This is a genomic window from Methanosphaerula subterraneus (genome assembly GCF_052055875.1).
Lineage (GTDB): Archaea > Halobacteriota > Methanomicrobia > Methanomicrobiales > Methanospirillaceae > Methanosphaerula > Methanosphaerula subterraneus.
Genome location: NZ_CP170508.1, coordinates 1,948,297 through 1,960,982, shown reverse-complemented (window position 1 = coordinate 1,960,982; position 12,686 = coordinate 1,948,297). Strand labels below are relative to the sequence as shown.

The window sequence follows — 12,686 nt, the reverse complement described above, 5'->3', positions numbered from 1 at the left end:
GCAAAGCGGATCATATCTCCGACTCCAGAAGGGTTTTGGTTCCTCGCATCACCATCGGCTCGATTCATTTTGGGGGCTGGTTTTTCATCAGGCCAGACCTGCTAATTCCTAATTTTATACGATATAGTATTTTGTTAGTATTTCAAGCGGGAGTGATCCGGCAATATACTATCTGAAAGAAGATGAATAGGGCAGCACTGCCTATCCCGGGTACGCCCTCTGCAGCCACCCCTGCATATCAGCCCTCGTGAATGAATCAAGGCCGCTGGGGAGGGGGAACTAGATTCTCCGGCGGGTTGATCCCCTCTCTCAGTCTCTGTGCCGCTCTCGCGGCAAGCGCCTGATCGATCGCCGAGATCCTGGCCACCCTGTACCTGGGGCTGATCGTGATATGCTCAGAGAATCGTCTCTCTCCTATCCTCACAGTTCGGAAGATCGAACCCGTCTCTTCCCGTTCCATCGCCGCAAGGATATAGTCGAGGTCAGCGGGGAGGAAGGCCTGCAATTCGGCTTCCTCACCACTGCTGATCAGCACGTCGATCGCCGCCTCGTTGAAGTAGGTGATCTGGCCGGCTTTGTTCACCTCGATAACTGGGTTGATCTCCAGGTGAGGGAAGGCTGCCATCTGCGTCATCTCCCGTTTGATGGCTAGGATCCTGGTGATGTCAGTCAGCTCGATGATATGCCCGTACTCGTGGTGGGCCTGGTCGAGGGGGGCGATGTGAACGTCACAGTCGAGCGGGGCCCCATGCTTCTGAACGAACCGGATCTGAAGCTCTGAGCGCCCGTGATCCCTGAGGTCAGCCCTGATCCGTTCGCCGGCCTGCTCAAACGCCTCCTCGCTGGAGTAGAGCTGCCTGATATGACAGCCGACCAGCTCCAGCCCACGGTACCCGAGCATCCCGGCCAGTGAGCTGTTCATCCACTGCAGCCGCATGCCCCTGACCAGCGCGATCCCATGCGTCGAAGCGGAGAGGATCGCAGAGAGGACCTCGTGCATCTCCCGAATCTGTCGCTCCTGCTCCCGCTCAGCGACCGCACGCCGGATCTTATGGGCCAGCTCCGCGTACTGGGCCCGTGCATCACCCCCCTTCTGCAGGTAATAGTCTGCGCCCGAGTTGAGCGCCTCGATCACCACCTCCTCGCGGCCGCGGCCGGTGAAGATCACGAACGGGATGAAGTTCTGGGAGGCACGGAGCACCTTTAAGAATGCGATCCCGTTCATCCCCGACATCTCATAGTCCGAGATCACATCATCGTAGATCTGACGGTCCAGCCGGTCCAGCGCCTCGGTCACTGAGTGGACCGCGTCGATGCTGATGCCATCGGAGCGTTCCAGAAAGAGGCGGGCCAGGTCGGTCATCTCCACCTCGTCGTCCACCATCAGAAGTCTGAGCATCCGTGGGTTCCGGAGTTCTCCTCCATCCAATCTTTCCATCCCCTTCCCAGTATACATGGATAGCATTGTTCCCCTGATGTATGGTTGAGTTCAGGAGTATTAAAAATAAATCAATAGATAAATTATAAAATATATATTATTCCAAAGGAGGAGAACGGGTATATAGACCGCGAGCACCATGATCGATCGATGAACAGGCACCGGCAGATCCCCCCAACGGAGAAGCGGCAGTTCCTCCTTTTCATGGTCCTTTGCTCGATCGGGGGACTGGCCATCTTCAGTTCGACGATCAGCAAGAACCCGGTGCTCCCGATCCTCGCCCAGACCCTCGGGGCAGATCTCCAGACGATCGGGCTGATCGCAGCCGCCTCGACCGTGACCGGGATCGTGACCAGCCTCTGGGCCGGCTCCCTCTCCGACCGGTACGGCCGTCGGCCGATCCTGATCCTCTCCGGCATCGTCTTCTTCACCGCCCCGATACTGTACCTGCTGGTCCATACCCCGCTCGACCTCGCACTGGTCAGGGTTTACCACGGTCTCGCCACCGCCGTCTTCGGGCCCGTCGCGATGGCCTACGTCACCGATCTGGCCCCGGTGCGGCGTGGGGAACGGCTCGGGTACTTCTCCTCGTTCCAGCTTGCCGGCAGATCGGTCGCCCCGCTCGCCGGCGGCGCAATCCTGGCCATCGGGGCCTGGCAGTGGGTGTACATGGTCTGTGCCGTCGCCGGGGCCCTGACCCTCGCCGGGATGGTGCTGCTACCAGAGCCGGACCAGAGAGGCCGGAAGGGGGAAGAGGGGGAGCCGGCTCCTGCATCTAAGATCCAGGGTGGGGATTCGGCCTTCCGGACTGTAATCGGCGATCGGACGATCCTGATCACCTCCCTGGCGGAGGCCTCTGGTTTCTTCGCCTTCGGCGCCATCGAGGCGTTCCTCCCGCTGTACTCCCTGAGCGCAGGGATCGACACGGTGATGATCGGCCTCCTCTTCCTGGTGCAGGTCGGCGTTCGGACTCTGACCAGGCCCCTCTTCGGCAAGGTCAGCGACCAGCGGGGGCGCAAGACCCAGATCACCGCCGGGCTGTTGTTGACGGCCCTCACCGCCGCCCTCTTCCCGTACACCACCGCCTGGCCGGTGCTCCTCTGCCTCTCGGCCCTCTTTGGGATGGGCTTCTCAGTCGCCTCGGCGGCCACCTCGGCCTTCGTCGCAGACCTGGCACCCAGCCACGGCCGGGGCACCGCCCTCGGACTGATGTCGACGATCATGGACATCGGCCAGGCTGCAGGGCCAGTGCTGATGGGCGGACTACTGGCACTCTTCTCCTATCGGGCCGGATTCGGAGTGACCGGGGCGGTCGTGCTCGTCTGCGCCGTCCTCTTCCAGTGGCTGGCCGTCGAAGAACGATAAAAAAAGATGAGAAGATGATCGATTTTTTTAGCAACCGCCAGCGACGTCCCGACCGAGCAGGAACGCCTTCTGGTTGATGGCGACAGTCTTCGCCGGCACCGACCGTTCGACAGCCTGTGCGAGGGATTCCACTGCAAGCGGCAGATGGTGGGAGGCTGCACCGAGTATCACCACATTCTGGGTCAACACCGAGCCGGCCTCGGTGGCGATGGCTGCCGCATCGATCAGGGTGACCCGGATCCCCCGGGCACTGAGCATGCCTGGGATCTCTGCAGCAGTCGGCATCGGCAGGTTCTGCAGAAAGACCGAGGTCGGCGGGACCAGATGATCGTTCACGACTGCCACGCCACCCTCCCGCAGGAAATGGCTGTACCGCAACGCCTCGAGCAGGTCGAACGCGATCAGCAGGTCTGCCTGGCCAGGAGCGATCAGGGGGCCATGTTTGCCGTCGATCCGGACCTGGCACTCCACAGACCCGCCCCGCTGGGCCATCCCATGCGTCTCTGCGCCCCGGATCGTCCTCTCTTCGATGATACAGGCCTCACCGATGATGTTGGAGGCGAGGATCGTCCCCTGTCCCCCTATACCGGCGATGATGATATCAAAACTTTCTTTCATCGTCTCCCTCCGCGTGCGATCGCCCCGACAGGACAGATCGTCGTGCAGACTCCGCAGCCGCTACAGAGATCGTTGATAACGGCCCTGTTATCCTCGAATTCGATCGCCGGGCAGCCGAACCTGATGCAGGCCCGACAGCCGGTGCACCGGTCAGAAAGGACCGCATAGTTGCCCCGTTTCACCTTCGCCCGCTTTTCAGTGATCACACAGGCCTGCCTGGCGATGATCACCCTCACCCCTGACCGCCCCTTCGCCTCTTCAAAGGTTCGAAGCATCCCGGTCAGGTCATAGGGATCGATCGTCTCGACGAACCGGGCCCCACAGGCCCGGGCCAGCGCCTCGAGTGAGATCGGCGGCACCAGCGTGCCGGTCGCCGTCACCCCGGTATTCGGGTTCGGCTGGTGGCCGGTCATCGCGGTGATCCGGTTGTCCAGGATCACGACAACCATGTCAGCCCCGTTGTAGACCGCGTTGATCAGCCCCTGGATGCCGGTGTGGAGGAAGGTCGAGTCCCCGATGGTGCAGACCACCGGTCTCGTCTCTCCAGAATGAGCGATCCCGCTCGATATCGTGATCGAGGCCCCCATGCAGATCGTCGTGTCGACCGCCCCGAGCTGCAGCCCGAGCGTGTAACACCCGATGTCGCTTGGGAAGATACCATCAGCGAAGACCTTCTTCATCGCGTAGAAGGTGGCACGATGCATACACCCGGCACAGAGGATCGCCGGCCGCGGCGGAAGGTTCTGTTCCGGGGTCACCGCCGGGAACGGGGACTGGTCGAGGAACCCGGCCCGAACCAGGATCTCGGCGACCAGCGCCGGCGAGAACTCCCCTTCGTACGGCGAGCATCCATCCTTCTTTCCATGGACCCGAATGCAGCCAGCCACCTGCCTGACCACTTCCTCGATCACCGGTGCCAGCTCCTCGACCACCAGCACCTCCTCGTGCTGCTGGACGAAACGGCCGAGCCACCCCTCATCGATCGGGTATCCCCGGATCACTAGCAGCGAGACATCCTCCGGGAGCACCTCCTGCAGGTACGAGGCCGCTATCCCGCCCGCGATCACCGCACGCCGCCCCCGTATTGTCCCGGTGTTGTATCCCTTCTCCACCAGTGCCTCGGCGAGGGGCTGCTGCTTTCTGTTCAGTGCCTTGTGCAACACCCGGGTATGGGCCGGAATCACGACGTACTGGGCTGGATTCCTCGAAAACGAGCCGATCCTGTGCTCAGTCGCGACCTCACCGAAGGTGACATCACCCTTGGAGTGACAGATCCTGGTCGTCGGCCGGAAGAGCACCGGAAGCCCGAACTCCTCGGAGAGGGCGAACGCTTCTTTTAAAAGATCATGGGCGTCCTGCACCCCGGTCGGGTCCAGGCACGGGATCCGGGCGAAGTGTGCGTACCGCCGGCTGTCCTGTTCGTTCTGCGAACTGTGTGCAAACGGGTCGTCCGCACTGAGCACGACCAGCCCGCCAGTGACCCCTGTGTAGGCGCTGGTCATCAGCGGGTCGGCGGCCACGTTCAGGCCCACATGCTTCATTGTGCAGAGGGCCCGCAGTCCACACCATGCGGCACCGAGGGCGTTCTCGAGGGCGACCTTCTCATTCACCGACCATTCAATGTAATAGTCGCCTCGCGCCTCTGTGCGCAGGATGTCAATCACCTCGGAGGACGGCGTCCCCGGGTACCCGCTCGCAAAGTCAATCCCCGCTTCAAGGCATGCATGGGCAATGCCTTCATTTCCAAGAGCGTATCGTCTTTCCATGCTCATTTTCCCGTATTTCTGGTTCTCTGTCTGAGGGGATCAGGGGGATTATGACTGCCCGCACCCCGCGGAACATATGATAATCTATAAGAACTTCAAGGATTTATCTAATAGGGTAACAGTTGGGCCCGTAGCATAGCCAGGTGGTGCGCCCGGCTGATAACCGGGAGGTCATGTGTTCGAATCACATCGGGCCCATCTCTTATTCTCTTATATCTAATGCAACCCTACGATCCCTTATGCAACAACGCCAGGTGCTGGTGCTGGGGATAGGAGTCCTCGCTGCGGCGGCTCTGTATCTCTTCGAACCGATCTACGGGTATATCGTTCTGATCCTCACTGCGGTGACGATTATGGGTATGATGATCATGCAGGACAGTCAGGGCCTTCCTGATGTCACCTGTAATCTCCGCGATGATGCAAAGGCAGTGGTGGTAATCAACCGGGGAAACGCCCCAATAACCGGCGGGCATGTGGCACTGGTCCCGCTGAACATCGAGTTCGATCTGCCGGCTCTGGCCCCTGACGAGCGCTTTGAGTATCCACTCACCGAGATGATCGTGGAGGCGAAGGCGGTCGTGCACTACAGTTTCAGTGATGGGCGGAGCCTCTCGGGCTCGTTTCCGCTCTCCGCACTCGGGGAGGGAGAAGAGGATCTGCTCAGACCCACATTCCCCCTCTTCAGCTGGAAGTGATCAGACCGCTGTCTGGTGTTCCAAAAACGTGAGTACCTCTCCGAGGGCGGCGACGAGCCTCTCCTCTCCAACCAGGTACTCCTTCAGGGCCCGATAGAGCATGAACATCAGGTCATACCCGTAGATCGCGAGCGCCTCATCCGGGGTGATCTGCTGCAGATAGGAGTCGGCGATCCCCCCAGCGGACGAGTACATCAACTCTGCAAAGGTGCCGTCCTCCCGGAGGACGCAGAACTGGTCGTCGATCTTCTTCTCAGGATTATCTGGACGGAACGGCATCGGATCCGTCCGCCCGAGCACCATCACCTTCTGTGTGTAGTGCCGGGCGTCGAAGACCTCACCGTCGAGGCCGATCTTGCCCCGTTCGAGCACATTGAGACCGACCTTCGGAACCAGGCCGGCTGCACGGAGCCCCATCTTCCCGAGAAGAGCGCCCTCCCGTGCCCGAAGCCCGGCACTCTTCGCCTCGACCAGGTCCCCGTTCTCTATGACCAGGTCCGAGAGGCGGTTGAACCCCTGCTCGATCACGGTCAGCGTCGTCTCTGTATCCTCAGATATCTGGTCAGCCATACCAGATCGTCTGCAGGAGAGGGGATAATACGATCGTCAGACCAGGGAACCGATGAAGTAGTAGGTGCAGTCCTGTTCGATTTTGACCCTGCACCGTCTCCCAAAGGGGAGGGATGCTGGGACGACGATGTTCTGGTAACGCTCGTCCCGGGTGATCACCGAGCCCGGCTTGCGCTGCTCGGTGACGACGACGTCGACCTCCTCCCCGATCCACCGGCTGTTCTTCTGGTGGTAGAGTGCGGTGGCGTGGTCATTGACGGCCCGTGACCGGTCCTTCTTCACTGAGTCCTGCAGGTCAGGCAGATCCGCCGCAGGGGTGCCCGGCCTTCCGGAGTACCGGGTCACGTTCACCTTGTTCGGGGAGAGATCGGTGATCAGCTGCAGGGTCTCCTCAAACTCCTGATCGGTCTCGCCCGGGAACCCGACGATCAGGTCGGTCATCAAGGTGAGATCAGGGTGAACCTTTCGGAACGCCCTGACGAGCTGTCGGAGATCGGATGCGGTATATCCCCGGTTCATCGCGGCCAGCACCCGGTCCGAGCCCGACTGGACCGGAAGGTGAAGGAATCGAAAGATCCGGTCCGACTGGTAGGCTGCGATCAGGTCGTCCTGGATCGGGAGGACCGTAGCAGGGTTCATCATCCCGAGCCTGAGGCGGTAGTCGCCCGAAAACGCCGTGATCCCCCGGAGAAGGTCAGGGAGGGTCCGCCCGAGGTCGAGCCCCCATGAGGAGAGGTCCTGGCCGGTCAGCTGCACCTCACAGGCCCCGTAGCTGACCACCTGCTGTACCCTGCTGTAGATATCCGGCGGCTGGAACGACTGGAGCGGGCCGCGGGCCTGCCTGGTGATGCAGTAGGTGCACCGTCCGGCACACCCCTGTCCCACCTGCACAACCCCAATCGCCGATGAAACCGTGGTGTTCACCCGGGCATAGGCCGCCCTGATCTCCTCCGGAGGGATCACCTGGGGGGAACAGACCTCACGGATCGCGTCCATCTGTACGGACGGCATACACCCGGTTAGAAAGAGGTCATGGCCGCTATACCGGCGCATTTGCCTGAGCATCAGCCGCTCGGTCGAGCCGATGACGGTGCAGGTGTTCAGAACCACGGCATCCGCCTCCTCTGGTGTGGGAACGATCATGCACCCCTGCGCCTTCAGCACCTCGACCAGCGCCAGGGTATCGGCGTGGTTGAAGGTGCATCCGTACTCCTCCAGGTAGATATGTCGCCCCACAAGGCTGTGAAGAGCGCTGATACAGGCACCGGCACCGGTGCAAAGAGAAGAGAGACGTTGCATCTGCTGGCTAGCTCATCGACCTCAGTATATATAAGGGAACGGGTCGATCCCCCTGAACACAATCCTTAACCGCTGACGCCCACCACATGTACACAATGATCAGGATAGGGTTGCTTGGCTGTGGCAATATCGGGCATCTCATCGCCAAATACAGGGAAGGCGTCGAGATCGTCGCACTGTACGATATCCTGTACGAGAAGGCACTGGACCTGGCTTCCTCCTGCAATGGCAAACCCTATCAGGACTTCGACGAGTTCCTCAATGCAGATATGGATCTGGTTGTCGAGGCAGCCTCGGTCAAGGCCGTGATGCGGTATGCAGAGCAGGTTCTTGCGAGCGGCAAGGATCTGATCGTTATGAGTGTCGGGGCCTTCTCAGACCAGGAATTCTACACCCTGATCCGCGAAACGGCGATCGAACACCACCGGAAGGTTCGGATCCCCAGTGGGGCTGTGATGGGGCTGGACAATGCAAAGATCGGGCAGATCGGTGGGATCGACCGGGTGCTCCTCCGGACCACCAAGAACCCGAAGTCGCTCGGCCTCGAGGTGACCGAGAGGACCGAGATCTTCCATGGTCGGGCCGAGGACTGTATCAGGGCTTTTCCGAAGAACCTGAACGTCTCGGTGGCGCTGACCCTGGCGTCAGGCAGAGAGGTGGACGTCGAACTCTTCGCCGATCCGGCCGTCGACCGGAACATCCACGAGATCACCATGGAGGGGAAGTTCGGGGACGCCTACATCCGGGTCAGGAACGTCCCGAGCCCGGACAACCCGGCAACCAGTTACCTGGCGGCCCTCTCGATCCTGACGCTCCTCAAGAACCTTGACGAGCCGATCGTGGTGGGCACGTGAAGGTGACAGCGGAGTACCTGCAGAAATTTCTGGCCGAGGACGCACCGTTTGGGGACATCACCACCGAAGCGATCGTGTCGCCAGAGATGCCCTGCAGGGCGCAGGTCTGGGCGAAGGAGGATGGGATGATCGCAGGGGTTGAGGAGGCGGTGATGCTCTGCAGGGCAGAAGGGATCACGGCCACTCCACTCGTCACGGACGGGTCGGCGGTCACGACCGGCACCCAGGTGCTCAAGCTGGCTGGCAGGGCCGCATCGGTACTGCTGGTCGAGCGGACCGTGCTGAACCTGATGGGGAGGATGAGCGGAATCGCGACCGGGACCGCAGCCTGCTGCAGCCTGATTGAGGCCGTTCAGAGCCGGGCCAGGGTCGCTGCGACGAGGAAGACCGTTCCCGGCCTCCGGCTGCTGGACAAAAAGGCCGTAATCCTCGGAGGCGGGGAGCCACACCGGTTCTCGCTCAGCGATGCCGTGCTGATCAAGGACAACCACCTGGCCCTGGTTCCTGTCGCTGAGGCGATCGCCCGGGCCAGGCGGTTCTCCTGCTACAAAACGATCGAGGTCGAGGCGGAGACGACCGAGGCGGCCGTCGAGGCAGCCAAGTGCGGCGCAGACCAGGTCCTCCTCGACAATATGTCGGTTGAGATGGTCGGCGAGACCCTGGCCTCACTGGAAGCGGAGGGGCTCAGAGAGCAGGTGCTGATCGAGGTCTCTGGCGGGATCACCGCCAGGAACCTCCAGGAGTACGCCCGGCTCGGGGTTGACCTGATCTCAGTCGGGGGGCTGACCCACTCAGTCAGGAACCTCGACCTGAGTCTGGAGATCCTGCCGGAGAAGACAGCCTGATATAACGGGAGGGCAAAGCAGCAGTATGGCTGATGTCTGGCAAGAGATCAGGGCGGTCACCCCCGGCGAAGAGTTCCGGATCTGTCCTGCCTGCGGGTACAAACTCGGTTTTCACACCTCCCTGTTCAGAACAGAGGGAGGGTTTCTGGTAATTTTGATCTGCCCTGAATGCGGTGCCCGGTACGACACGGGATGGACGGTTCCTGATGGACGGCGTGCCTGAAGGGGGGATGCGGTGTGCGGTCTGCAAGGGGAAGGGGCTCTGCGGTCTCCCCCGCTGCCCGATCGTCAGCAGGTTCCATACCCAGACGGCACTGACCCCGGTCTCTTCGTACATGGGGGCCTCTCCGTCGGTTTTCGTCGGCAGTTACAACTATCCCGAGGTCCGGGGTGGGCCGCTGCTGATCGGAGACTCGGACAAACCGACCGACTGGATCCGTGAAGGTCTCGGTATCGAGGAGATCGTCGGCCTCCGGGCTGCTACCATCAGTGCAAAGGGAGTAATCCCGCGAATGAAGGCGAGCATGCAGGAGATCGCCCTCTCCTCCCGCCCGCTCGATGTCGAGGTGGCCTTTGAACGGCCGGTCTCCTTCGACCTGAAGTTCGATGGGGTGTTGACCCCGATCGGCCGGAGCGGTGTTGTCGAGAACCTGGACGTAATCGACAACGCCGCCGTCCCTCGGGTGGTTGACCGGGTGACCTCCGACACCGACCTCGGTGCCACGGACGGGGTCCGGGAACTCTATACCTCCTCGATCGACGTCTACCAGATCCAGAACATCCTCTCAGCCGGGCTGCTCGGCAAAAAGCCGACAGTCGTGCCGACCAGGTGGGCGATCACCGCCGTCGACGACATGCTCGGGAAAGCCCAGAAGAAGGAGATCGGACGCTACCCCCCGATCGAGGAGGTGCTGGTCTTCGGGGGAAAACTCTACGGCAACCAGATCGCCGTTCTGCTGGCGCCAGGCGGGTGGCGGTACGAGATGGTCGAGCAGTGGCGGAAGAATAGTCTCTGGGCTGGCACGGCCGACGTGATCGTGGCCGACGGTGAAGGAGAGAAGGCGAAGAAAGGCTATTCGCCGATCGCAGGGGCCTATTACTCGGCCCGGCTCGCGGTGAACGAGTACCTGGCCGGGATCAGACGGACAGCACAGATTCTGGTGGTCAGGTCGGTTTCAGGCGAGTACTGGGCGCCGCTCGGAACCTGGGTGATCCGCGAGGCGACGAGAAAGGCGATGCAGGCACCGCCAGAGCGGTACCAGACGGTGGCCGAGGGGGCCATGGCCATCAGCCGGATCATCGGTGACGAGGCCTGGATCCCAGCGAGTACGCTACTGCCTCGGCTCAAGACGCAGCGGCGACTGCAGGACTTCTTTTAAAAATAGTGTTGAACGCACCATCCTTGACCAATCGTAGACTTAAAAAAGTCGAAGAATGGTCTTTTTAGGATTGGGTGCGTTCAAGACCACTCGAATGGTTCAGAGAATTCTTTTCACATCGGCTTCCCTTACAGGTGAACCAGAATTTGAGAAAACCTGGCGGGTATCAACTGTCAGGTTTTCGATTATAACTTGAACTCAGGCTGGCCGTTCGTCCGGGTCTTCTGCGACAGGTACCGGGCGGTGAGGCTCTCAAGGGTCTCGATCTCCTCCACCCCCTTATCGTCCCTGACCTGGACAAACCGGGGGAACCTGAGGGCGTACCCACTCTCGTACGACGGGGACTTCTGGATCTCGGCGTAGCCGACTTCGAAGATCACCGTCGGTTCAAAGGTGACAGTGTTCCCTGATTCGGCGATCACCAGATCCTTGAACAGTGTGTACAGATCTTGAAGCTGCTCGTCGGATATGCCGGTGGCCACCTTGCTGACCGCCCGAAAGACCCCCTGGTCCAAGCAGGCAAGCAGAAACGAGCCGAATGTCCTGGCACGTCGCCCTTCGCCCCATTCAGCCCCGATGACGACCAGGTCGAGGGTCTCCACCTCGGGTTTAATCTTCACCCAGTGCTTGCCTCGCACCCCCGGAGAGTACAGGGACTGGAGATCCTTGAGCATCACCCCCTCGTGCCCCTCGGCGAGGGCCTCCAGGTAGAGGTGATCGACCGCCTCGGCACTGGAGAGCACCTGCTGCGGGGCCAGGTACTCGGGACCAATTGTTTCGACGAGGATCGCACGCCGCTCCAGGAACGGCAGGTCGATCAGCGTCTCGCCATCGCGGTACAGGATGTCGAAGACCCGCGGGACCAGAGTGATCGCCTCCCGAGCGGCCGCGATCCCGTGCTTGCGCCGAAAACGCCGGAGCACCGTCTGGAACGGAAGCGGCCGACCGTCAGCCCCGATCGCGATCACCTCGCCGTCCAGGATCACGTCATGATCGGTGGCCTCGAGCAGTGCCTCGCCGACTTCGGGGACGGCGTCGGTCACCTCCTCGAGTTTTCGGGAGTAGATCCGGCAGGTCTTCCCCTCTTTATGGAACTGGAACCGGGTTCCGTCGTACTTGAACTCCACGGCCACCTCGCCGTGGGCGGTCAGCATCTCAGGGATCGTCGGCCCTCCCTGGGCGAGCATCATCTTCACCGGCCGGAACGGGGCGATGTTCAGGTGGATCAGCCCCTCCTCACCCGCTCTGGCCCGGAGGGCCACCTCGCCGAGGTCGTTGAGCGCCTGCATCGCATGCTCGACCTGCGCCGGCTCGACCGCGTAGGCCTCGGCGATGGCGTCCCGAACCGTCCCCTCCCCGATGCCGATCCGGAGCTCGCCGAGGATTAGCCGAGCGAGGTACCGCGCCTCAGCCGGGGATACGTTGCCGAAGAGCTGCCGGAGGACCAGCAGCCGTTCGCGCTGGGACCGGCCGCCTGCGGAGGCGGCGATCCGGATGCATGCTGCGTAGACCTCGGCAAGGCTCGGGTCCTCGGTGAAGAAGGCGGTCTGCTCCTTGGTGGCGAGGAACTGTTCGATCGCAAGCCCGGCGTCCCCGGTCCTGTTGATCAGGTCGACCAGGGCCGCCTTCTTCGTCCCTGCAACGTAGGCCACCGCCTCGTAGAGCAGGTTCGGACCGATCCCGAGCTTCTGCGGTGACCAGTCAGGAAAGATCTTCCCCATCAGGAACCGGATGAAGATCGGGAGGTCTTCTGCACATAGGGAGGGCAGGATGGCACTGATGGCATGCTTCATCTCGAGCCTGCCGCTCTGCGCTTCGAGGGCGGCACAGGTCCGGGCAAAGAGGGAGAACTGCACG

At 61.6% G+C, this 12,686-nt stretch carries 12 protein-coding genes and 1 tRNA gene; 7 read left to right on the top strand and 6 right to left on the bottom strand.

The window, feature by feature from the left end:
- Positions 1–256: 256 nt before the first annotated feature.
- A complete protein-coding gene (locus tag ACFKSJ_RS09455; RefSeq protein ID WP_440949551.1) occupies positions 257–1,456 on the bottom strand; it encodes a response regulator in 1,200 nt (399 codons plus the stop codon).
- A 132-nt stretch (positions 1,457–1,588) separates the two neighbouring features.
- On the opposite strand from ACFKSJ_RS09455, the gene ACFKSJ_RS09450 reads away from it, so the two are divergent.
- Positions 1,589–2,803 carry an MFS transporter gene (locus ACFKSJ_RS09450; protein ID WP_440949550.1) on the top strand — a complete coding sequence of 405 codons (1,215 nt, stop codon included), beginning with the start codon at positions 1,589–1,591 and terminating at the stop codon, positions 2,801–2,803.
- A 27-nt stretch (positions 2,804–2,830) separates the two neighbouring features.
- On the opposite strand, the gene ACFKSJ_RS09445 is transcribed toward ACFKSJ_RS09450, so the two are convergent.
- Together ACFKSJ_RS09445 and iorA are read right to left on the bottom strand one after the other, a co-directional pair.
- Positions 2,831–3,421, bottom strand: coding sequence for an indolepyruvate oxidoreductase subunit beta (locus ACFKSJ_RS09445; protein WP_440949549.1), 591 nt, complete (start codon positions 3,419–3,421; stop codon positions 2,831–2,833).
- Positions 3,418–5,187: an indolepyruvate ferredoxin oxidoreductase subunit alpha gene (iorA, locus tag ACFKSJ_RS09440; RefSeq protein WP_440949548.1), complete on the bottom strand. Its 1,770-nt coding sequence runs from the start codon at positions 5,185–5,187 to the stop codon at positions 3,418–3,420. Before iorA ends, ACFKSJ_RS09445 begins: the two co-directional genes overlap by 4 nt.
- Before the next feature lie 124 nt (positions 5,188–5,311).
- On the opposite strand from iorA, the gene ACFKSJ_RS09435 reads away from it, so the two are divergent.
- Together ACFKSJ_RS09435 and ACFKSJ_RS09430 are read left to right on the top strand one after the other, a co-directional pair.
- Positions 5,312–5,385 (top strand) — tRNA-Ile (locus ACFKSJ_RS09435).
- A 41-nt stretch (positions 5,386–5,426) separates the two neighbouring features.
- Positions 5,427–5,882: a hypothetical protein gene (locus ACFKSJ_RS09430; RefSeq protein ID WP_440949547.1), complete on the top strand. Its 456-nt coding sequence runs from the start codon at positions 5,427–5,429 to the stop codon at positions 5,880–5,882.
- Here the strand turns inward: ACFKSJ_RS09430 and ACFKSJ_RS09425 are convergent, their stop codons facing one another.
- Positions 5,883–6,452 (bottom strand): hypothetical protein, encoded by a 570-nt coding sequence (locus tag ACFKSJ_RS09425; protein WP_440949546.1) that lies wholly within the window; start codon positions 6,450–6,452, stop codon positions 5,883–5,885. It abuts the gene before it with no gap.
- 36 nt (positions 6,453–6,488) lie between these two features.
- Positions 6,489–7,751, bottom strand: a complete 1,263-nt coding sequence (locus tag ACFKSJ_RS09420; protein ID WP_440949545.1) for a tRNA (N(6)-L-threonylcarbamoyladenosine(37)-C(2))-methylthiotransferase — start codon at positions 7,749–7,751, stop codon at positions 6,489–6,491.
- 95 nt (positions 7,752–7,846) lie between these two features.
- Here ACFKSJ_RS09420 and nadX point away from each other — a divergent pair, with 95 nt between their 5' ends.
- Genes nadX through ACFKSJ_RS09400 form a run of 4 tightly spaced genes read left to right on the top strand, consistent with a single transcriptional unit; the run spans position 7,847 to position 10,829 of the window.
- Positions 7,847–8,605: an aspartate dehydrogenase gene (nadX, locus tag ACFKSJ_RS09415; protein ID WP_440949544.1), complete on the top strand. Its 759-nt coding sequence runs from the start codon at positions 7,847–7,849 to the stop codon at positions 8,603–8,605.
- Entirely contained in the window at positions 8,602–9,450 is an 849-nt protein-coding gene (gene nadC / locus ACFKSJ_RS09410; protein WP_440949543.1) for a carboxylating nicotinate-nucleotide diphosphorylase, read from the top strand. Before nadX ends, nadC begins: the two co-directional genes overlap by 4 nt.
- Positions 9,451–9,475: 25 nt before the next feature.
- Positions 9,476–9,673 (top strand): hypothetical protein, encoded by a 198-nt coding sequence (locus ACFKSJ_RS09405; RefSeq protein ID WP_440949542.1) that lies wholly within the window; start codon positions 9,476–9,478, stop codon positions 9,671–9,673.
- Positions 9,657–10,829 (top strand): hypothetical protein, encoded by a 1,173-nt coding sequence (locus ACFKSJ_RS09400; RefSeq protein ID WP_440951422.1) that lies wholly within the window; start codon positions 9,657–9,659, stop codon positions 10,827–10,829. The genes ACFKSJ_RS09405 and ACFKSJ_RS09400 overlap by 17 nt, the downstream gene beginning before the upstream one ends.
- 185 nt (positions 10,830–11,014) lie before the next feature.
- On the opposite strand, the gene ACFKSJ_RS09395 is transcribed toward ACFKSJ_RS09400, so the two are convergent.
- Positions 11,015–12,685, bottom strand: a complete 1,671-nt coding sequence (locus tag ACFKSJ_RS09395; RefSeq protein WP_440949541.1) for an ATP-dependent DNA ligase — start codon at positions 12,683–12,685, stop codon at positions 11,015–11,017.
- Between the last annotated feature and the right edge of the window lies 1 nt (position 12,686).

Bases quoted from the DNA above. Each gene is read 5' to 3' on its own strand.
- ACFKSJ_RS09405 (WP_440949542.1), top strand. From the start codon at position 9,476: ATGGCTGATGTCTGGCAAGAGATCAGGGCGGTCACCCCCGGCGAAGAG.
- ACFKSJ_RS09445 (WP_440949549.1), bottom strand. From the start codon at position 3,421: ATGAAAGAAAGTTTTGATATCATCATCGCCGGTATAGGGGGACAGGGG.
- ACFKSJ_RS09430 (WP_440949547.1), top strand. From the start codon at position 5,427: ATGCAACAACGCCAGGTGCTGGTGCTGGGGATAGGAGTCCTCGCTGCG.
- iorA (WP_440949548.1), bottom strand. From the start codon at position 5,187: ATGGAAAGACGATACGCTCTTGGAAATGAAGGCATTGCCCATGCATGC.
- ACFKSJ_RS09455 (WP_440949551.1), bottom strand. From the start codon at position 1,456: ATGTATACTGGGAAGGGGATGGAAAGATTGGATGGAGGAGAACTCCGG.
- ACFKSJ_RS09420 (WP_440949545.1), bottom strand. From the start codon at position 7,751: ATGCAACGTCTCTCTTCTCTTTGCACCGGTGCCGGTGCCTGTATCAGC.
- ACFKSJ_RS09450 (WP_440949550.1), top strand. From the start codon at position 1,589: ATGAACAGGCACCGGCAGATCCCCCCAACGGAGAAGCGGCAGTTCCTC.
- ACFKSJ_RS09400 (WP_440951422.1), top strand. From the start codon at position 9,657: ATGGACGGCGTGCCTGAAGGGGGGATGCGGTGTGCGGTCTGCAAGGGG.
- ACFKSJ_RS09425 (WP_440949546.1), bottom strand. From the start codon at position 6,452: ATGGCTGACCAGATATCTGAGGATACAGAGACGACGCTGACCGTGATC.
- nadX (WP_440949544.1), top strand. From the start codon at position 7,847: ATGATCAGGATAGGGTTGCTTGGCTGTGGCAATATCGGGCATCTCATC.